The following is an 18917-nucleotide window of genomic DNA, read 5'->3' as shown; positions in this document are numbered from 1 at the left end:
GCGATCTGTTCGGTGACGTCGACGTGTTCGCAGCCGCCGTAGTAGCGGCGGCCGGGGTAGCCCTCGGCGTACTTGTTGGTCAGGACGGAGCCCTGGGCCTCCATAACCGCCAGGGGGGCGAAGTTCTCGGAGGCGATCATCTCCAGGGTGGACTGCTGGCGGTTCAGCTCGGCGTCGACCGCCGCGGCGACCTCCGGGTCGAGCTCGTGCAGGGGCGTGTTCAGGACGGACATACGTCTCCTCAGCCGGCGGAAAAGGCGGTGTACTCGTCGGCGGAGAGCAGGTCGGCGGGCTCGTCCGTGACACGTACCTTGAACAGCCAGCCGCCCTCGAAGGGGGCGGAGTTCACCAGCGAGGGGTCGTTGACGACGTCCTCGTTGACCTCGGTGACCTCGCCGGTCACCGGGGCGTACAGGTCGCTGACCGACTTGGTCGACTCCAGCTCGCCGCAGGTCTCGCCCGCGGTCACCGTGTCACCGACCTCCGGGAGCTGGACGAAGACGACATCGCCGAGCGCGTTGGCCGCGTGCTCCGTGATGCCGACCGTCGACACGCCGTCCTCGGCGGCCGACAGCCACTCGTGCTCCTTGCTGTAGCGCAGCTGCTGGGGGTTGCTCATGGCCTGAATTCTCCTGTACGCGGGGGAGTGCTGATGAATGGGGGACTGCTGGAGGCGTGCGTGAGCAGCGGAAATGTGCCCAGCGTCACGGTCGGTGTCTACTTCTGGCGCTTGTAGAACGGCAGCGCCACGACCTCGTACGGCTCATGGCTGCCCCGGATGTCCACGCCGACGCCCGGCGTGCCCGGAGCGGCGTGCGCGGCGTCGACGTACGCCATCGCGATCGGCTTGCCCAGGGTGGGGGAGGGGGCGCCGGAGGTGACCTCGCCGATCACCTGGCCGTCGGCGACCACGGCGTACCCGGCGCGCGGGACCCGGCGGCCCTCGGCGACCAGGCCGACCAGGACACGCGGCGGCTGGGAGGCGGCGCGCTCGGCGGCCTCGGTCAGCGCCGCACGCCCGACAAAGTCGCCGGCCTTCTCGAACTTCACCACGCGGCCGAGCCCGGCGTCGAACGGCGTCAGGGACGTCGTCAGCTCGTGCCCGTACAGCGGCATGCCCGCCTCCAGACGCAGGGTGTCGCGGCAGGACAGGCCGCAGGGGATCAGGCCGACGCCCTCGCCGGCCTTGGTCAGCGCCTGCCACAGCTCCACGGCGTGCTCGGGCTTCACGAACAGCTCGAAGCCGTCCTCGCCGGTGTAGCCGGTGCGGGCGATCAGCGCGGGGACACCGGCGACCGTGCCGGGCAGGCCCGCGTAGTACTTCAGGCCGTCGAGATCGGCGTCGGTGAGCGAGGCGAGGATCCCCGGCGACTCGGGGCCCTGCACGGCGATCAGCGCGTACGCGTCGCGGTCGTCGCGCACCTCGGCGTCGAAGCCCGCCACCCGCTCGGTCAGCGCGTCCAGTACGACCTGGGCGTTGGAGGCGTTGGCGACCACCATGTACTCGGTCTCGGCGAGCCGGTAGACGATCAGGTCGTCCAGGATGCCGCCGTCGGCCTGGCAGATCATGGTGTACCGGGCGCGTCCCACGCCGACCGAGGCGATGTTGCCGACCAGCGCGAAGTTGAGGAAGGCCGCCGCCTCGGCGCCGGTCACGGTGATCTCGCCCATGTGGGAGAGGTCGAACAGCCCGGCCCTGGTGCGCACCGCGAGGTGCTCCTCGCGCTCGGAGCCGTAGCGCAGTGGCATGTCCCAGCCGGCGAAGTCGGTCATCGTCGCGCCGAGCGAACGGTGCAGCGCGTCGAGCGCGGTGCGACGAAGCTCACGGGGTTCAGTACTGCTCATCGGTCGGTCGTCTCCCAGAGGCGATGGGGGTCCCCCCGCGCGAGCGAAGTCGAGCGTGGGGGAAGGCGAGGAAGGTACCCAAGAAAGGGTCCTCCCCATCTGTCATCGGAACCTGAGAGGTTCGCCGAGACCGCCACAGGGGCGACCACGGCTTGCACCTTGGGTGGAGCCACCCCCGAGGGGGCGACCCGCTTTTCAGATGTGCCTCGCCCGCGCGGTAACGGGGCCTGAGAGATTCAAGGGAGGGACTTGCTCCTTCGGCGCCCCAGACGTCCAAGGACCTGGGGACTCTCCCGCGCGGATTCAAGCGGCCGGTATGCAGTTGGCGCGCACATCATTGCACGCCGCCCCCGCCTCACGGCAGGCCGTATCTGTAACCGGCCTGTGGCGGTACGCGCACGAAAACGCGAGGGCGCCGCCAGTACGTTCGGCATTACCTTCTCTTTACGCACGTTGGGGAGGTCACCACCTGACCTCAGGGGAGGACGATGACGTGAACAGGACCACGGCGTACGCGACCACATCGGGCATCACGCTGCCCGAGCAGCCCACGGCCCCCGCCCTGCAGACCCGCGCGGTCGTCCGCGACCTGCGCTCCCGCGCCGGCCACAGCCCCCGCGCCCTGCTCTTCGGCCCCCACGACCTGGTAGTGATCACCGGCCTGCCGGGCAGCGGCAAGTCCACGCTCATGCGCCGCACGGTCAAGGGCCCGCGCATCGACTCCCAGGACACCCGCGACCGCTTCGACACCCGAGCCCCCCGCCTCCTGCCGTACGCCGTCTACCGCCCCCTGGTCCGCCTCGCCCACTACGCCGGGCTGCGCCGCGCCCTGCGCACCGGCGAGGGCATCGTCGTGCACGACTGCGGCACCCAGAGCTGGGTGCGGGCCTGGCTGGCCCGCGAGGCCCGCCGCCGCGGCGGCCGGCTGCACCTGCTGATCCTCGACGTCACCCCGGACACCGCGCTCGAAGGCCAGCGCGCCCGAGGCCGGGGCGTCTCCCGCTACGCCTTCCTGCGCCACCGCCGGGCCGCCGCCCGCCTGTTGCGCGCGGTGGAGCGGGGCCGGCTGCCGCGCGGCTGCGGCTCGGCGGTCGTCCTGGACCGGGACGCGGCGAACGCGCTGACGCGCATGGGTTTCACCGGCCGATGACCCGCTAGCCTTTCAGCCACGACAGAGCGGTTCCCGGCAGGCGGTAGACACACGATGGACTTCCCGGCACAGGCACACCCCCAACCGCACGGCGGCTGGCCCGGCAACGAGCTGGAGGAGGTGCTCTCCGCCTCCCTCGGCGTCCCGGGCGCCGGCGGTCGGATCGTGGAGGTCCTCGGCCGCAGCTTCGTCTGGGTGCCGCTGCCGGGCGGCGGCGGCCCCGACAGCGTCCCCCTCGATCTGCCCACACTGGAGATCGAGGGTCAGGCGTACGTCCCCGTCTTCAGCTCCGAGGAACAGTTCCGCCAGGTCGTCGGGGCGCATATGTCGTACGCCATCGCCCCGGCCGTGGAGTTCGCCCGCGGCCTGCCCCCGCAGGTCGGCATCGCCGTCAACCCCGACGGCACGGTGGGCATCCCGCTGCCGCCGCCCGCGGTCGCCGAACTCTGCCGCGCCGGCCGCACCCCCCTCGACGGCCCCGCCACCGGCGCCCGCGTCCGCCTCTACGAACCCGACTGGCAGGACGACCCGGTCGACTTCCTCTCCGCGGCGACACGGGAGTTCGCGGCAACCCCCACGGTCCACACGGCCCGCCGCTGCCTCGCAACGGTCGAGACCGACGCCCCCGTCATGTTCATAGGCGTCGAACTCTCCCAGTGGGACGGCGACCTGCGCGCCGAGCCTCTCGACGCCTTGGGGCGGGCCCTGGGCAAGGTCCCCGTGCGGTGGCCGGTGAACCTGATCCTCCTCGACGTGGCAGCGGAGGACCCGGTGGCCGACTGGATGAGGCAAAACGTACGGCCCTTCTACACCCAGGGGACGTAAGCAAGGGGCGCGGGGAACTGCGCGACCAGCCACCGACGACCGGCACCCGCAAGACGGACACCAGGCCCCACCTCCTGAGGCGCTTAAGCTGGACCCAAACGCGGGGCAACTTCTGAAAGGGCGGTAAACGTGAGCGCGAGCGGCACGGCGACCGGCCAGGTCGAGCACATGCTGCGCCAAGTCACGCCCGGGCGTTACGACGCCTATGAGGCGTTGCTCCGCGCACTCGCCACGCCCGCCACCGGCCAGATCTGGATGCTGCTGTGGCACGGCCAGGCCGGTTCTCCCGACGCCCAGTACGGCAGCATGGAGGTCGACGGCCACGGCTACGCCCCGTGCGTCACCTCCGCCCAGGAGCTGTCGGCCAGCGGCTGGAACCGGTCGTACGAGGTGGTCGACGGCCTGGACGTGGCCCGCACCCTCTACCCGGACCACTACGGCCTGTGGCTCAACCCGCACGCCCCGGGCGGCGGCGTCGGCATCCCCTGGCTCGATCTGCGCCGCATCGCGACCGGGCTGGACCGCCAGCCCCCCGGCCCGCTGCGGCTGTCCGAACCGGCCATCGAGATCCCGCAGTTCTACGCCCTGCTCGCGCAGAACGCCCACCGCACGCCGGCGATCCGCTCGCTGCGCCGCGCCTGGGTGCAGCCGGCGCTCGGCGCGCCGTATCTGGCCATCGGCCTGGACGTGTACGACACCTCGCCGCAGGCCGTGGACGCGGTACGCGCGATGATGCAGCAGTCCGTGGGCGCCGTACCCGACGGGCTGCCGGTGTCGACGGTCTCGATGACCGACGAGTACGACCCGGTCGCGATGTGGATGCGGGCCAACGCCCGCCCGTTCTACGACCGCGAGGCCCACGCGGCCCCGCCGCCCCCCGCCCCGGCCCAGGCGCCTGCGGCGGGCGGATACGGCTACCCCAGGCCGTACTGAGCCACAGCGACGTACTGAGACACCGCCTTCAGCAGTACCCCGGGGCCGGTTCCGCACTGCGCGAACCGGCCCTTCGGCATGCCCTCGCGTCCGCCCCCCGCGACTCCCCGTCCGGATAACGGAACCTCGCAGCCCGGATCACGTTTATGCATCCATTCACCGTCAAGTCTGGTAACCGTTCGCCGAACCGTTGAAGACTCCCGCTCCAGGGGTGTTCGTCTGGGTGTTCGCCCCTGTGTACGAAGGCTGATGACGCCGCTACAGCGGCAAGTGCGGGCCGGTCACCGCCGGTTGAGAGGGGTCCCTGCCAGATGACGGCACCATTGCACGAGCCGACCGCGGAGGCGGCCCCGAGCGCGGCCGACGAAGCGGCGGTCGCCACCGCCGGCGCGAAGGCCGTTCAGGGACGCTCCCTGGGCCGGATCGCCTGGGAGCGGCTGAAGCGGGACAAGCTCGCCCTGACGGGCGGCATCGTGGTGCTCGTCCTCATCACGGTCGCGCTGCTCGCCCCGGTCATCACCAACCTGCTGGGACAGGACCCGAACGAGTACCACGAGGAACTGATCGACCCTCTGTTCGGCACCCCCACGGGCTCGTTGGGCGGCATCAGCGGTGAGCACCTGCTGGGGGTCGAGCCGGTCAACGGCCGCGACATCTTCGCCCGCATCCTCTACGGCGCTCGTATCTCGCTGCTGGTCGGCTTCCTGTCGGCGCTCGTCGCGGTGGTCCTCGGCACGGTCCTCGGCGTCCTCGCCGGGTTCTTCGGCGGCTGGGTGGACTCCGTCATCAGCCGTGTGATGGACGGTCTGCTGGCCTTCCCGCAGCTGCTGTTCATCATCGCCCTGGTGTCGGTCATGCCGGACGAGCTGCTGGGCCTGACCGGTTCCAACGTGCGTGTGTTCGTGATGATCGTGGTCATCGGCTTCTTCGGCTGGCCCTACATCGGACGCGTCGTGCGCGGCCAGACGCTGTCGCTGCGCGAACGCGAGTACGTGGAGGCCGCCCGTTCGCTGGGGGCCGGGCGCATCTACATCCTGTTCAAGGAACTGCTGCCCAACCTCGTCGCGCCGATCATCGTGTACACGACGATGATGATCCCCACCAACATCCTCACCGAGGCGGCCCTCAGCTTCCTGGGCGTGGGCGTCAAGCCGCCCACGGCGTCCTGGGGGCAGATGCTGTCGAGCGCGCTCGACTACTACGAATCCGACCCCATGTACATGGTGGTCCCGGGCGTGGCGATCTTCATCACCGTCCTTGCCTTCAACCTCTTCGGCGACGGCGTCCGGGACGCGCTGGACCCGAAGGCCGGGCGCTGAGCCGCCGTATCACCTTTCGTCCCGTGGCACTTGGCACGGGGTCTCTCATCAAAACCGGAGGATCCGAGATCGTGACTACCCAACGCACCTCAGGGCGGCGTAAGCAGGCCCTGGCCGCTGCCGCCGCGGTCGCCGCGCTGCTGACCACGGCGGCGTGCGGCGGCGGTGGCGACGACAGCGGTGACGGCGGTTCGAAGACCGGTGCCGCCGGTTTCGACGCCGCCAACAACAAGGTCGCCCAGGCCGACCTGGCCAAGAAGGGCGGCACGCTGAAGTTCGGTGCCGCCCAGGACGCCGACTTCTGGGACACCACGCGTGGCTACTACGGCTTCATGTGGAACTTCTCCCGCTACTACAGCCGTCAGCTCGTCACGAACACGCCGGCGCCGGGCAAGGAGGGCGCCACGCTGTCGCCGGACCTCGCCACCGATCTCGCGAAGATCACCGATGACGGCAAGACCTACACGTACACCCTGCGTGACGGTGTCACCTGGGAGGACGGCAAGCCGATCACTTCCAAGGACATCAAGTACGGCATAGAGCGCGTGTGGGCGCAGGACGTGCTGTCCGGTGGTCCGACGTACCTGAAGGAGGTGCTCGACCCCAAGGGTGAGTACCCGGGTCCGTACAAGGACACCTCCCCGGACAAGCTCGGTCTGAAGTCCATCGAGACGCCGGACGACAAGACCATCGTCTTCAAGCTGCCGCAGGCCAACTCCGACTTCGAGGAGATGCTGGGCCTGACCTCGGCGTCCCCGGTCCGCCAGGACAAGGACACCAAGGCCAAGTACACCCTGCGCCCGTTCTCCTCCGGCCCGTACAAGTTCGAGTCGTACAGCCCGGGCAAGGGTCTGACCCTGGTCCGCAACGACAACTGGAAGCAGGACTCGGACCCGATCCGCAAGGCGTACCCGGACAAGATCACCGTCGAGATCTTCTCCAACGCCAACGAGCTGGACCAGCGCCTGCTCAACGGTGACCTGGACCTGGACATCAACCAGACCGGCATGTCCCCGCAGGGCCGCACCACCGCCCTGAAGGAGCACAAGGGCAACCTGGACAACCCGGTCTCCGGCTACATCCGCTACGCGGTCTTCCCGCAGAGCGTCAAGCCGTTCGACAACATCGAGTGCCGCAAGGCCGTGATCTACGGCGCCGACCACGTCTCCCTGCAGACCGCGCGCGGCGGCCCCGTCGCCGGTGGTGACATCGGCACCAACATGCTGCCGCCGTCCGTCCCGGGCTCCGAGGGCCAGAAGTACGACCCGTACGAGATCGCCGGCGCCAACAAGAGCGGCAACATCGAGAAGGCCAAGGAAGCCCTGAAGGCGTGCGGTCAGCCGAACGGCTTCAAGACCACCATCGCGGTCCGCAACAACAAGCCGGTCGAGGTGGCCACCGCCCAGTCGCTGCAGGCGTCCCTGAAGAAGGTCGGCATCGACGCCGAGATCGACCAGTACGACGGCTCGCAGACCTCCGGCATCATCGGCAGCCCCTCCAACGTGGCCAAGAAGGGCTACGGCATCATCATCATGGGCTGGGGCCCCGACTTCCCGTCCGTCCAGGGCTACGGTCTGCCGCTGTGGAACAGCAAGTACATCCTCGACAGCGGTAACAACAACTACGCCCTGATCAAGGACAAGACGATCGACGGCCTGTTCGACCAGTACGTCACCACGCTGGACGACGCCGGCAAGGCGAAGATCGCCACCGAGATCAACCACAAGGTCATGGAGGGCGCCTACTACCTGCCCTTCATCTTCGAGAAGTTCGTGAACTGGCGCTCGGACCGTCTGGCGAACGTGTACACCTCCGACGGCTACAGCGGGATGTACGACTTCGTCAACCTCGGTCTCAAGTCCGCCTCCTGACAACCGGCACACCCGCCGTACGGCACGAAAGGCAGGTGAAGGCCGGCGCAGCGTGACCGCGGGCCATCGGACAATCTCCGGTGGCCCGCGGTCCGCGGCGGGCCGAGAGCTGTGCTCGCATACCTCATCAGGCGGTTGTTCGCCGCCGCAGTGATGCTGGTGGTCATCATCACGGTGGTCTTCAGCATCTTCTTCCTCATCCCCAAGTGGGCGGGCGTCGACATTGCCTTGAGCTTCGTGGGCAAGCAGGCCGACCCCGCCGCCGTCGAAGGGGTGCGGCAGAAGCTCGGACTGGGCGAGCCGATCTACGTCCAGGTCTGGGAGTTCTTCAAGGGCGTCTTCGCGGGCCGCACCTACTCGGGCGGCGGTGACACCATCCACTGCTCCGCGCCGTGCTTCGGCTACTCCTTCCGTACCGAGCAGGCCATCTGGCCGGTACTGACCGACCGCTTCCCGGTGACCCTGGGACTGGCGCTCGGTGCCGCCGTGCTGTGGTTGGTCTTCGGTGTCTCGGCGGGTGTGCTCTCCGCGCTCAAGCGGGGCACCCTGTGGGACCGCGGCGCGATGGTCGTCGCGCTCGGGGGCGTCTCGCTCCCCATCTACTTCACCGGCATGCTCGCCTCGGCGATCTTCATCTTCGGTCTCGGCTGGGTCAACGGGAAGTACGTCCCCGTGACCGAGAACTTCGGCAGCTGGTTCGGCGCCATGATCCTGCCCTGGATCACCCTCGCCTTCCTCTACGCCGCGATGTACGCCCGGATCACCCGGGCCACCATGCTGGAGATCCTCGGCGAGGACTACATCCGCACCGCGCGCGCCAAGGGCCTGCGCGAGCAGACCGTCATCGGCAAGCACGCCATGCGCTCCACGATGACGCCGATCCTCACCATGCTCGGCATGGACCTCGGCGCCCTCATCGGCGGCGCGATCCTCACCGAGTCCACGTTCAACCTGCCCGGCCTCGGCCGGGAGGTGCTGCTCGCGATCAGGACCCAGGACCTGCCCATCATCGTGGGCGTCACCCTGATCACCTCCCTCGCGGTGCTCTTCGCCAACCTCGTGGTGGACATCCTTTACGCCGTGATCGACCCCCGAGTGAGGCTCGCATGACCGAACTGAGCAAGAGCGGGACGGCCGTGGGCGAACCCACTCCCGCGGGCGCCCCCAGCGCCTTCCTCGAAGTGCGCGACCTGAAGGTGCACTTCCCGACCGACGACGGCCTGGTCAAGTCCGTCGACGGCCTCAGCTTCCAGCTGGAGAAGGGCAAGACCCTCGGCATCGTCGGCGAGTCCGGCTCCGGCAAGTCGGTGACCTCGCTCGGCATCATGGGCCTGCACACCGCCGGCCAGTACGGCAAGCGCAAGGCGCGGATCTCCGGCGAGATCTGGCTGAACGGCACCGAACTGCTGTCCGCCGATCCTGACTACGTGCGCAAGCTGCGCGGCCGCGAGATGGCGATGATCTTCCAGGATCCGCTGTCGGCGCTGCACCCGTACTACACGATCGGCCAGCAGATCGTGGAGGCGTACCGGATCCACCACGACGTCGACAAGAAGACCGCCCGCCGCCGGGCGATCGAGATGCTCGACCGGGTGGGCATCCCGCAGCCGGACAAGCGGGTGGACAGCTACCCGCACGAGTTCTCCGGCGGTATGCGCCAGCGCGCCATGATCGCGATGTCGCTGGTCAACAACCCCGAACTGCTCATCGCGGACGAGCCGACGACCGCCCTGGACGTGACCGTCCAGGCACAGATCCTCGACCTGATCCGCGACCTGCAGACGGAGTTCGGCTCCGCGGTCATCATCATCACCCACGACCTGGGCGTCGTCGCCGAACTGGCCGACGACCTGCTGGTGATGTACGGCGGCCGCTGCGTCGAACGCGGCCCGGCCGAGAAGGTGTTCTACGAGCCCCGCCACCCCTACACCTGGGGTCTGCTCGGCTCGATGCCGCGCCTGGACCGCGAGCAGCAGGAGCGGCTCATCCCGGTCAAGGGCTCCCCGCCCTCCCTGATCAACGTCCCGTCCGGCTGCGCCTTCAACCCGCGCTGCCCGTACGCGGACCTCCCGAAGGACGACGTCACCCGCACGGTCCGGCCCGAGCTGGCCGAGGTCGGCAGCCGGCACTGGGCCGCCTGCCACCTGAGCAAGGAGCAGCGGGAGCGTATCTGGACCGAAGAGATTGCGCCGAAGCTGTGAGTGACGAGAAAGCGGTGACGATTCCCGCGCAGAGCGAAGGCACCGGCCGCCCCGACGGCGAGGTGCTGCTGAAGGTCACCGGCCTGCAGAAGCACTTCCCGATCAAGAAGGGCCTGCTGCAGCGTCAGGTCGGCGCGGTCCACGCGGTCGACGGCATCGACTTCGAGGTCCGGGCCGGTGAGACCCTGGGCGTCGTCGGCGAGTCGGGCTGCGGCAAGTCCACGATGGGCCGGCTGATCACCCGCCTCCTTGAGCCGACCGGCGGCACGGTCGAGTTCGAGGGCAAGGACATCACGCACCTCGGGGTGGCGGGCATGCGTCCGCTGCGCCGCGATGTGCAGATGATCTTCCAGGACCCGTACTCGTCGCTGAACCCGCGCCACACCATCGGCACCATCATCGGCGCCCCCTTCAAGCTCCAGGGCGTCACGCCCGAGGGCGGCATCAAGAAGGAGGTGCAGCGGCTGCTGTCGGTGGTCGGGCTCAACCCCGAGCACTACAACCGCTACCCGCACGAGTTCTCCGGCGGCCAGCGCCAGCGCATCGGTATCGCGCGCGCCCTCGCCCTGAACCCGAAGCTGGTCGTGGCCGACGAGCCGGTGTCCGCGCTGGACGTGTCGATCCAGGCGCAGGTGGTGAACCTGCTGGACGACCTCCAGGACGAGCTCGGCCTGACGTACGTGATCATCGCGCACGACCTGTCGGTCGTCCGGCACGTCTCGGACCGGATCGCGGTGATGTATCTCGGCAAGATCGTGGAGCTGGCCGATCGCGATCTGCTCTACAGGACGCCGATGCACCCGTACACCAAGGCGCTGATGTCGGCGGTGCCGATCCCGGACCCGAAGCGCAAGAACGCCAAGAGCGAGCGGATCCTGCTCAAGGGCGACGTGCCCTCGCCGATCTCCCCGCCGAGCGGCTGCCGCTTCCACACCCGGTGCTGGAAGGCGACGGAGGTCTGCAGGACCACCGAGCCGCCGCTGATCGAGCTGCGCCCCGGGCAGCAGGTGGCCTGCCATCACCCGGAGAACTTCGAGGACCAGCAGCCCCAGGACACCGTCCTGCTGACCGCGGCCAAGGAGGCGGCGGAGCTGGTGGCCGACGAGGTGCTGGCGGAGTCGGCGAAGACGTCGACGGCGGTGGCGGCGGAGACGGAGACGGAAGCCGCCTCGCAGGACGAGCCCTCCGCGGACGAGTCGCCCGCGCAGGAGCCTCCCGCCGGAGATTCTCCCGCGGAGGAACCCCCCGCCAAGGAGAAGTAAGCAATATCGAGCCCCCGCCTTGAAATGTAAGGCGGGGGCTCAGTCCTGGGTGAGAATGTGAGGGTGATCCAGCAGCTCTTCAGTCCCTCCGTCCAGCACACCCTCGACCTGATGGGCATCTTCGTGTTCGCCATCTCGGGGGCGCTGCTGGCCGTCCGCAAGAACTTCGACGTCTTCGGCATCGCCGTCCTCGCCGAGGTCACCGCGCTCGGCGGCGGGCTCTTCCGCGACCTGGTCATCGGCGCCGTACCCCCGGCCGCCTTCACGGACCTCGGCTACTTCCTCACCCCGCTGCTCGCCGCGCTCCTCGTCGTCTTCCTCCATCCGCAGGTGGAGCGCATCCAGACCGGCGTGAACGTCTTCGACGCGGCCGGCCTCGGCCTGTTCTGCGTGACCGGCACGACGAAGGCGTACGACCACGGCCTGGGCCTGACCGCCTCCGCGGCCCTCGGTCTGGCCACCGCCGTCGGCGGCGGGGTGCTGCGCGACGTCCTGGCCAACGAGGTGCCGTCGCTGCTGCGCTGGGACCGCGACCTGTACGCCGTACCGGCGATGGTCGGCGCCACGATCGTGGCCCTGTGCCTGCGCTACGACGTCCTCACCCCGCTGGCCAGCGCCCTCGCCGCGGTCACGGCCTTCGTACTGCGTCTCCTCGCACTGCGGTACCACTGGCGAGCGCCTCGCGCCTGGAACCGCCGCTCGACGGTCCGGGAGGAGTAGCGCCGTTCTCCGCTGTACGGCCCTGCCCGAGCTGCGCGGTGATCCACTCGAAGGCCGGCACCACCTGCGGCCGCCACAGCTTGAGGGTGTGGCCGCCGGCGCTCTTCGGGATGTACACGACGTGCACGGACGTCGGGGCCTTCGCCTCCCGGGCCAGGGCCTGCGCGTCCTCGTAGCCGTCGCGGGGCTGGCCGGAGAGGTACAGCGCGACGGGCGGCGGGGTGGCGGCCTTGCGCAGCAGTACGTACGGGTTGTTCTGGTCGCGCAGCGCGCGGGTCTGCGCGGCGAGCGAGTGGTGCTGGGCGCTGGGGTCGTTGTAGCCGGACAGGCTGACCGCCGCGCGGAAGCGGTCGGGGTGGGCCACCGTCAGCTTGGCCGCGCAGTGCGCCCCGGCGGAGTACCCGGCGACCGCCCAGCCCTTGGGCGCGGGCTGGGTCCGGAAGTTGTCCATGACCATCTTCGGCACGTCCACGCTCAGCCAGGTGTCGGCGTTGACCGTGCCGGTGATGTTGGCGCAGCCGGTGTCCACGCCGGGCAGCAGCGCGGTGCGCGGTGCGACCAGGATGAACGGGGCGACCTTGCCCGAGCGCATCAGCGGCAGCAGCTGTTCGTGGACCTGGAGCGAGCCGAACCACGCCTTCGCCGAGCCGGGCCAGCCGGGCAGCAGCTCCACCACCGGGAACCTGTGGGTGCGGTACGCGGGGTCGTCGTACTGCGGCGGCAGCCAGACGTAGACCTCTGCCCGGACACCGGAGACCTGGCCCTTGAGCTCGGTGACCCGTACCCCGCCGGCCGCGCCCATGCCGGGCCCCTCGGCGTCCGTGAACTCCTGCCGCACCTTCGGCAGCCGGCTCAGCTCGACCCCGCCGGTGCCGGTCCGGGCCGAGGTCGGCGGCCTGCTGCACATGGCTGCCCGTGCCGAGGAGGTCGTCCCAGTCGTCGTAGAGGTTGTTGGCGTTGTTGACCAGCACGAAGACGAGGGCGACAGCCGTGCCCTGGGCGAACACCAGCATCAGCACACGGGCCGCGGCCCGCAGGACCTTGGGCCCGCGCAGCCGCGACCACAGCGCCAGCGGCAGCGCGACGGCGGCGACGGACAGTGCGATCAGGGTGTAGAGGAACGGAGTCCCGGTGAGGCTCATGCCTGTACAGAGGGCGGGGACGGGCTCGTGGTTTACGGACGAGTACGGACACTTACCGAGAAATTGCCAACATCGACGGGTGCATGGCCGCGAGGCAGAAAGCTACCGCTTAGTAATTTGATGTTGTACGGTTTCCCTCATGCCCGAAGCAGCAGCCACCGCACGCCCCGCCACCCTCGGCGACAGCGAGTTCGACCGCGACACCACGCCCACGCCGCGCGCACCCGGCGTCTACGACATCGACCTCCCGGTCGGCTGGACCATCTTCGGCGCCGTCAACGGCGGCTATCTGCTCGCCGTCCTGGGTCGCGCCCTCGCCGACACCCTGCCGCACGCCGACCCCTTCACCGTCTCCGCGCACTACCTCAGCGCCTCCCGCCCCGGCCCGGCGCTGATCCGCACCGAGACCGTCCGCACCGGCCGCACCCTCTCCACCGGCCAGGCGTCGCTCCTCCAGTACGACGAGGACGGCCGCGAGGTCGAACGCATCCGCGTCCTGGCCTCCTACGGCGACCTGGACACCCTCCCCGACGACGTCCGTACGACGGCGAAGCCGCCGGCGTTCCCGCCGCTGAGCCACTGCTTCGGCCCCGAGGACGGGCCGACCCCGGCCAAGGAGCAGCAGTCGATCGCCGACCGGCTGATGCTCAAGCTGGACCCGGCGACGATCGGCTGGGCACTCGGACAGCCCTCCGGCAAGGGCGAGATGCGCGCCTGGTTCGGCCTGGCCGACGGCCGCGACCCGGACCCCTTCTCCCTCCTCCTCGCGGTGGACGCCCTGCCGCCGACCGCCTTCGACCTCGGCATCTCCGGCTGGGTCCCGACGGTCGAACTCACCGTGCACGTCCGCGCCAGGCCCGCCCCCGGCCCGGTCCGGGTGGCGATCACCACCCGCAACCTCGCGGGCGGCTTCCTGGAGGAGGACGCGGAGGTCTGGGACAGCGCGGACCGGCTCGTCGCACAGTCACGGCAGTTGGCGCGGGTGCGGCGGGGCTGAGGCGGGGCTGAGGCGGGGCTGTGGCGCCCTCCTCAGTCGAGCCAGTGCTCACGGCCGATCGTGATGAGCCGCAACTGCCGGGTGGCGAGCCGGGTGACGTCCTCCAGGTCGCCGTCCCGGCCCTCCTGCGCCTCCTGTGCCTCCTGCGCTTCGAGGAACAGGGACGCGGTGATGATCATCTGGTCCACGTAGAGGTGGGAGAGCATCAGCAGGTCGTCGTCGCTCCAGCCCTCCGCCGTGGGGTCCTTGGCCAGTTCGGCCTTCACCTCGGTGGCGAACCGGCCCAGTTGCTCACGGATCGCCTCCCGCACCGGCTGCACCCCGCCATGCCGCTCCCGGGCGACGAAACGGACGTGAGCGGGGTGCGCGGCCACATGGCGGGCGATCAGCTCCACGGCGCGCCTGATGCGTTCGTCGCTGCTGTCCGCCGCGGTCACGGTGTCCCGGATCATCGGGTGCAGACTGCCCAGGGCCTCCTCCACCAGGGCCACACCGAGGTCCGCGGTGGAGCGGAAGTGCCGGTAGAAGGCGGTCGGGGCGACCCCCACGGCGCGGGTGACCTCACGCAGACCCAGGCTGCTCAGGCTCTGCTCCTCCAGCAGGCCCAACGCGGCGTCCAGCAGCGCCTGTCGGGTCTTCTGCTTCTGCGCCTGCCGGATGCCGAGAGTGTGACTCATGTCATCCAGTTAACAACTGTTCTCCCGAAATGGAAAGCCGTTGTGCGCGCTAGACTCGAAGTCAGTGAACAACTGTTCTCTCGGAGGGGGATTCCGACCCATGCTGTTCCTCGTCGCCGCACTCCTGCTGCTCGGCGTCGTCCTGGGCACCGTGGCCCACGCGCCGCTCGGCTTCACCCTCGTCGCCGCCACCGTGATCGCCGCCTGGCTGGGCATCTTCGCCCTCCGCGAGCGCCACGGCCGCCGCAGCGCCGAAAGCCGCTGAAGGAGCTGACCGCCATGCACCTCACCGCACCGGCCACGAGCCGCACCGGCATCCACGACACCGACGGCATGGCCGTCGCGTCCTTCATCCTCGGCCTGGTGGGCTTCCTGGTCCTCAACATCTTCCTGGGCCCCACCGCCATCGTCCTCGCCACCATCGCCCTCCTCCGCGGCACCCACCGCAAGGGCCGCGCCTACCTCGGCCTCACCCTCGGCATCCTGGACCTGGCAGTCCTGGCCGCCTTCATCCACGCGGACTCGACGATCTCGTGGAGCCTGTAGACCGTGGCCGCCATAGCGGCTGCCGGCTGGCTGTGGGCAGTCGTTCCGCAGGGCGATGGGGGTCCCCCCGCTCGAGCGGAGCCGAGAGTGGGGGAGGGCGGGCACAGCCCCCAGCGCCGGGCACCGTGCAGCCAACCCCCGCTGCAGCTCCGGCCGACTCTCACCTGAGGTCCCGAACAACGGCCCCGTAGAATCGGCCTCACCATGGCATACCTCGACCACGCCGCGACCACCCCGATGCTCCCGGAGGCGGCAGAGGCCCTGACCGCCCAGCTGAGCATCACCGGCAACGCGTCCTCCCTGCACGCATCCGGCCGCCAGGCCCGCCGCACGGTCGAGGAGTCCCGCGAACTCCTCGCGGAAGCACTCGGCGCCCGCCCCAGCGAGGTCGTCTACACCTCCGGCGGCACCGAGGCCGACAACCTCGCCGTCAAGGGCCTGTTCTGGTCGCGCCGCGACACCGACCCGGCCCGCACCCGCGTCCTCGCCAGCCCCGTCGAGCACCACGCCGTCCTGGACGCCGTCCACTGGCTCGCCGAACACGAGGGCGCCACCGTCGAATACCTCCCGGTCGACTCCCACGGCCGGGTCCACCCGGACGCCCTGCGCGAGGCCATCGCCCGCAACCCCGACGACGTCGCCCTGGCCACGGTGATGTGGGCCAACAACGAGATCGGCACGATCATGCCGGTCCGCGAACTGGCAAAAGCCGCGGCCGAGTTCGGCGTCCCGCTGCACGCCGACGCGGTCCAGGCGTTCGGTCAGGTCCCGGTCGACTTCGGCGCCTCCGGCCTCGCCGCCATGACGGTCTCCGGCCACAAGATCGGCGGCCCGTACGGCATCGGCGCCCTGCTCCTCGGCCGCGAGTACACCCCCGTCCCCGTCCTGCACGGCGGCGGCCAGGAACGCCACGTCCGCTCCGGCACCCTCGACGTCCCCGCCATCGCCTCCTTCGCTGTCGCCGGCCGCCACGCGGCGGAGCACCGCGAGTGGTTCGCCCGCGAGATCGGCGCCCTGCGCGACCAGTTGGTCACCGCGGTCCGTACGGCCGTGCCCGACGCGATCCTCGGCGGCGACCCGGCGCCGGAGGGCCGCCTTCCGGCCAACGCCCACTTCACCTTCCCCGGCTGCGAGGGCGACTCCCTGCTCCTGCTGCTGGACGCCCAGGGCATCGAGTGCTCCACCGGCTCCGCCTGCACCGCCGGCGTCGCCCAGCCCAGCCACGTCCTGCTGGCCACCGGCACCGACCCGGACCTGGCCCGCGGCACCCTCCGCTTCTCCCTGGGCCACACCTCCAGCCAGGCCGACGTCGAGGCGGTCGCCAAGGCCATCGGACCGGCCGTGGAACGCGCCCGCGCGGCCGGGCTGACCTGACCCGGACGACCCGACCCGGTCACGCGGCGGCGGCGTGCGCCTCCCGGACCAGCCGCAGATAGCGGTCCCAGTCCCAGTGCTCGCCCGGGTCCGTGTGGTCCGTCCCCGGCACCTCCACATGGCCGACTATGTGCTCGCGGTCCACGGGTATGCCGTACCGCCGGCAGATGCCCGCCGTCAGACGCGCGGAGGAGGTGTACATCGCGTCCGTGAAGGACGACTCCTTCTCCACGAAGCCCTCGTGCTCGATGCCGATGCTGCGCTCGTTGTACGAGCGGTTGCCCGCGTGGTACGCCACGTCCAGCTCACGGATCATCTGGGCGACGCGGCCGTCCTGACCGACGATGTAGTGCGCCGCCGCCTGGTGCTCGGGGTCCTGGAACACCTTCACCGCGCTCGCGAAGCTGCCCTGGGTGACATGGATGACGACCATGTCGATCGTGTAGTCGTCCGGCCGGTCCGCCCACCGGAAGTTCGCCGAGGAGGCCGCCACCCAGCGCGCGCCCCGGTAGTCCACCGCGCCCTCCACCCGAGGCTTGCGCACCCCCGGTGTCCGCCACCACAGCCGCGCCAGTTGCTCGCGGGCCAGCACCGCCGTCCCGACGGCCGCCGCCGCGCCGCCGATCAGCAGGGCCCGCCGCCCGACCCTCCGGTCCGCGTCCCGCTCAGCCCTCTTCGTCGTCCTGGTCGCCCCCATGCCCTGCCCTTCCTCGCCCCTCCTGATCGTCAACGCGAACGCGCGGCCCACGGTTCCCGGCGCCCCGTACCCTGGAAGGGTTATGACTGAGACCTCGCAGCGCCCCCGCCCCCTTCGCGTACTCGCCGCCATGTCCGGCGGTGTCGACTCCGCCGTCGCCGCCGCCCGCGCCGCCGAAGCCGGGCACGACGTCACCGGCGTCCACCTCGCGCTCTCCGCCAACCCGCAGTCCTTCCGTACGGGCGCGCGGGGCTGCTGCACCATCGAGGACTCCCGCGACGCGCGCCGCGCCGCCGACGTCATCGGCATCCCGTTCTACGTCTGGGACCTCGCCGACCGCTTCCGCGAGGACGTCGTCGAGGACTTCGTCGCCGAGTACGAGGCGGGCCGCACCCCCAACCCCTGCCTGCGCTGCAACGAGAAGATCAAGTTCGCGGCCCTGCTGGACAAGGCCCTGGCCCTCGGCTTCGACGCGGTCTGCACCGGCCACTACGCCAAGGTGATCGTCCGCGAGGACGGCACCCGCGAGCTGCACCGCGCCTCCGACATGGCCAAGGACCAGTCGTACGTCCTCGGCGTCCTGGACGACCGGCAGCTCGCCCACGCGCTGTTCCCGCTCGGCGACACGGTCACGACGAAGGACGAGATCCGCGCGGAGGCCAAGCGCAGGGGACTGGCCGTGGCCAAGAAGCCCGACTCGCACGACATCTGCTTCATCGCCGACGGCGACACCCAGGGATTCCTGGCGAAGAGGCTGGGCAAGGCCGAGGGCGACATCGTCGACGAGTCCGGCACCAAGCTGGGCACCCACGAGGGCGCCTACGGCTTCACCATCGGCCAGCGCAAGGGCCTGCGCATCGGCACCCCGGCCGCCGACGGCAAGCCGCGCTACGTCCTCGACATCTCCCCGGTGGACAACACGGTGACGGTCGGCCCGGCCGCCGCCCTGGACGTCTGCGCCCTCACCGCGATCAAGCCGCGCTGGTGCGGCGCCGCCCCCACCGGCCCCGGCACCTACACCGCCCAGCTCCGCGCCCACGGCGGCGAGACCGAGGTGACAGCCGAGCTGGTCGAGTCCGAGCTGCGCGTGACCTTCACGGCCCCGGTCCGAGGCGTGGCCCCCGGCCAGGCGATCGTCCTCTACGACGGCACCCGAGTGGTCGGCTCCGCCACCATCGCGTCGACCACACGCGCGGCGACCCCTTCACTGACCTGAGGGGCAGCGCCGTCAGGGGCGCGGGGAACTGCGCGACCAGCCACATACGGCTTGCACTCGCAGCAAAACCACACCCATGGCGATAAGGCGGCAGGGCCGAAGGGCCCTGAAACAGGGCCGGCCGGCCGTACCCGGCCGGCCC

At 70.4% G+C, this 18917-nt stretch carries 18 protein-coding genes, 2 pseudogenes and 1 riboswitch; of the genes and pseudogenes, 14 read left to right on the top strand and 6 right to left on the bottom strand.

All coding sequences use genetic code 11. The annotated features are described in order from the left end of the window. From ACH5AC_RS27435 to gcvT, 3 genes and pseudogenes are all read right to left on the bottom strand, one after another. Positions 1-233 (bottom strand): annotated as a pseudogene (locus tag ACH5AC_RS27435) (serine hydroxymethyltransferase); the annotation flags it as partial. An 8-nt stretch (positions 234-241) separates the two neighbouring features. After that, on the bottom strand, positions 242-619 hold the full coding sequence (gcvH, locus tag ACH5AC_RS27430) for a glycine cleavage system protein GcvH (RefSeq protein WP_398864828.1): 378 nt from the start codon (positions 617-619) through the stop codon (positions 242-244). Positions 620-717: 98 nt separating this feature from the next. Then, positions 718-1845 carry a glycine cleavage system aminomethyltransferase GcvT gene (gene gcvT, locus ACH5AC_RS27425; RefSeq protein ID WP_398864827.1) on the bottom strand — a complete coding sequence of 376 codons (1128 nt, stop codon included), beginning with the start codon at positions 1843-1845 and terminating at the stop codon, positions 718-720. A 205-nt stretch (positions 1846-2050) separates the two neighbouring features. Beyond that, positions 2051-2151: riboswitch (glycine riboswitch) on the bottom strand. A 187-nt stretch (positions 2152-2338) separates the two neighbouring features. Here gcvT and ACH5AC_RS27420 point away from each other — a divergent pair. The 9 genes from ACH5AC_RS27420 (at position 2339) to ACH5AC_RS27380 (ending at position 12126) form a co-directional block, all read left to right on the top strand. Continuing rightward, entirely contained in the window at positions 2339-2995 is a 657-nt protein-coding gene (locus tag ACH5AC_RS27420; RefSeq protein ID WP_398864826.1) for an AAA family ATPase, read from the top strand. A gap of 54 nt (positions 2996-3049) precedes the next feature. Continuing rightward, positions 3050-3820 (top strand): enhanced serine sensitivity protein SseB, encoded by a 771-nt coding sequence (locus tag ACH5AC_RS27415; RefSeq protein WP_398864825.1) that lies wholly within the window; start codon positions 3050-3052, stop codon positions 3818-3820. A gap of 129 nt (positions 3821-3949) precedes the next feature. Then, complete coding sequence (locus ACH5AC_RS27410) at positions 3950-4753, top strand: enhanced serine sensitivity protein SseB C-terminal domain-containing protein (RefSeq protein WP_398864824.1); 804 nt, start codon at positions 3950-3952, stop codon at positions 4751-4753. A 311-nt stretch (positions 4754-5064) separates the two neighbouring features. Then, on the top strand, positions 5065-6072 hold the full coding sequence (locus tag ACH5AC_RS27405; RefSeq protein WP_398864823.1) for an ABC transporter permease: 1008 nt from the start codon (positions 5065-5067) through the stop codon (positions 6070-6072). Positions 6073-6143: 71 nt separating this feature from the next. Beyond that, positions 6144-7943, top strand: coding sequence for an ABC transporter substrate-binding protein (locus ACH5AC_RS27400; protein ID WP_398864822.1), 1800 nt, complete (start codon positions 6144-6146; stop codon positions 7941-7943). Positions 7944-8054: 111 nt separating this feature from the next. Further along, entirely contained in the window at positions 8055-9053 is a 999-nt protein-coding gene (locus tag ACH5AC_RS27395) for an ABC transporter permease (protein ID WP_398864821.1), read from the top strand. Beyond that, the gene (locus tag ACH5AC_RS27390; protein ID WP_398864820.1) at positions 9050-10144 is read left to right on the top strand and encodes an ABC transporter ATP-binding protein; all 1095 of its coding nucleotides are present in this window, start codon (positions 9050-9052) and stop codon (positions 10142-10144) included. Before ACH5AC_RS27395 ends, ACH5AC_RS27390 begins: the two co-directional genes overlap by 4 nt. A 14-nt stretch (positions 10145-10158) precedes the next feature. Next, on the top strand, positions 10159-11406 hold the full coding sequence (locus ACH5AC_RS27385; RefSeq protein ID WP_398864845.1) for a dipeptide ABC transporter ATP-binding protein: 1248 nt from the start codon (positions 10159-10161) through the stop codon (positions 11404-11406). Between the two features lie 63 nt (positions 11407-11469). Then, entirely contained in the window at positions 11470-12126 is a 657-nt protein-coding gene (locus ACH5AC_RS27380) for a trimeric intracellular cation channel family protein (protein WP_398864819.1), read from the top strand. Here ACH5AC_RS27380 and ACH5AC_RS27375 read toward each other — a convergent pair. Then, a pseudogene (locus ACH5AC_RS27375) lies at positions 12035-13268 on the bottom strand (alpha/beta hydrolase). The gene ACH5AC_RS27380 and the pseudogene ACH5AC_RS27375 sit on opposite strands and share 92 nt — an antisense overlap. Before the next feature lie 139 nt (positions 13269-13407). Here ACH5AC_RS27375 and ACH5AC_RS27370 point away from each other — a divergent pair. Next, positions 13408-14265: a thioesterase family protein gene (locus ACH5AC_RS27370; protein WP_398864818.1), complete on the top strand. Its 858-nt coding sequence runs from the start codon at positions 13408-13410 to the stop codon at positions 14263-14265. 32 nt (positions 14266-14297) lie between these two features. On the opposite strand, the gene ACH5AC_RS27365 is transcribed toward ACH5AC_RS27370, so the two are convergent. Beyond that, on the bottom strand, positions 14298-14942 hold the full coding sequence (locus ACH5AC_RS27365) for a TetR family transcriptional regulator (protein WP_398864817.1): 645 nt from the start codon (positions 14940-14942) through the stop codon (positions 14298-14300). 100 nt (positions 14943-15042) lie between these two features. Here ACH5AC_RS27365 and ACH5AC_RS27360 point away from each other — a divergent pair, with 100 nt between their 5' ends. From ACH5AC_RS27360 to ACH5AC_RS27350, 3 genes are all read left to right on the top strand, one after another. Continuing rightward, complete coding sequence (locus ACH5AC_RS27360; RefSeq protein ID WP_398864816.1) at positions 15043-15207, top strand: hypothetical protein; 165 nt, start codon at positions 15043-15045, stop codon at positions 15205-15207. Between the two features lie 14 nt (positions 15208-15221). Continuing rightward, positions 15222-15488 (top strand): DUF4190 domain-containing protein, encoded by a 267-nt coding sequence (locus tag ACH5AC_RS27355; RefSeq protein WP_398864815.1) that lies wholly within the window; start codon positions 15222-15224, stop codon positions 15486-15488. Between the two features lie 204 nt (positions 15489-15692). Next, complete coding sequence (locus ACH5AC_RS27350) at positions 15693-16862, top strand: cysteine desulfurase family protein (RefSeq protein ID WP_398864814.1); 1170 nt, start codon at positions 15693-15695, stop codon at positions 16860-16862. Positions 16863-16881: 19 nt separating this feature from the next. On the opposite strand, the gene ACH5AC_RS27345 is transcribed toward ACH5AC_RS27350, so the two are convergent. After that, entirely contained in the window at positions 16882-17559 is a 678-nt protein-coding gene (locus ACH5AC_RS27345) for an N-acetylmuramoyl-L-alanine amidase (RefSeq protein WP_398864813.1), read from the bottom strand. An 82-nt stretch (positions 17560-17641) separates the two neighbouring features. Here ACH5AC_RS27345 and mnmA point away from each other — a divergent pair, with 82 nt between their 5' ends. Beyond that, the gene (mnmA, locus tag ACH5AC_RS27340; protein WP_398864812.1) at positions 17642-18775 is read left to right on the top strand and encodes a tRNA 2-thiouridine(34) synthase MnmA; all 1134 of its coding nucleotides are present in this window, start codon (positions 17642-17644) and stop codon (positions 18773-18775) included. Positions 18776-18917 lie beyond the last annotated feature (142 nt).

Origin of the sequence: Streptomyces sp. NPDC018693 (assembly GCF_044391385.1) — a bacterium.
Taxonomy (GTDB): Bacteria; Actinomycetota; Actinomycetes; order Streptomycetales; family Streptomycetaceae; genus Streptomyces.
The sequence above is the reverse complement of the archived record's forward strand: the minus strand, read 5'-3'. Positions and strand labels throughout refer to the sequence as shown.

What these genes read in the sequence shown, in the direction of transcription:
- gcvH (WP_398864828.1), bottom strand. Translation starts at nt 619, where the DNA reads ATGAGCAACCCCCAGCAGCTGCGCTACAGCAAGGAGCACGAGTGGCTG.
- gcvT (WP_398864827.1), bottom strand. Translation starts at nt 1,845, where the DNA reads ATGAGCAGTACTGAACCCCGTGAGCTTCGTCGCACCGCGCTCGACGCG.
- ACH5AC_RS27415 (WP_398864825.1), top strand. Translation starts at nt 3,050, where the DNA reads ATGGACTTCCCGGCACAGGCACACCCCCAACCGCACGGCGGCTGGCCC.
- ACH5AC_RS27405 (WP_398864823.1), top strand. Translation starts at nt 5,065, where the DNA reads ATGACGGCACCATTGCACGAGCCGACCGCGGAGGCGGCCCCGAGCGCG.
- ACH5AC_RS27390 (WP_398864820.1), top strand. Translation starts at nt 9,050, where the DNA reads ATGACCGAACTGAGCAAGAGCGGGACGGCCGTGGGCGAACCCACTCCC.
- ACH5AC_RS27370 (WP_398864818.1), top strand. Translation starts at nt 13,408, where the DNA reads ATGCCCGAAGCAGCAGCCACCGCACGCCCCGCCACCCTCGGCGACAGC.
- ACH5AC_RS27365 (WP_398864817.1), bottom strand. Translation starts at nt 14,942, where the DNA reads ATGAGTCACACTCTCGGCATCCGGCAGGCGCAGAAGCAGAAGACCCGA.
- ACH5AC_RS27360 (WP_398864816.1), top strand. Translation starts at nt 15,043, where the DNA reads ATGCTGTTCCTCGTCGCCGCACTCCTGCTGCTCGGCGTCGTCCTGGGC.
- ACH5AC_RS27355 (WP_398864815.1), top strand. Translation starts at nt 15,222, where the DNA reads ATGCACCTCACCGCACCGGCCACGAGCCGCACCGGCATCCACGACACC.
- ACH5AC_RS27350 (WP_398864814.1), top strand. Translation starts at nt 15,693, where the DNA reads ATGGCATACCTCGACCACGCCGCGACCACCCCGATGCTCCCGGAGGCG.
- ACH5AC_RS27345 (WP_398864813.1), bottom strand. Translation starts at nt 17,559, where the DNA reads ATGGGGGCGACCAGGACGACGAAGAGGGCTGAGCGGGACGCGGACCGG.
- mnmA (WP_398864812.1), top strand. Translation starts at nt 17,642, where the DNA reads ATGACTGAGACCTCGCAGCGCCCCCGCCCCCTTCGCGTACTCGCCGCC.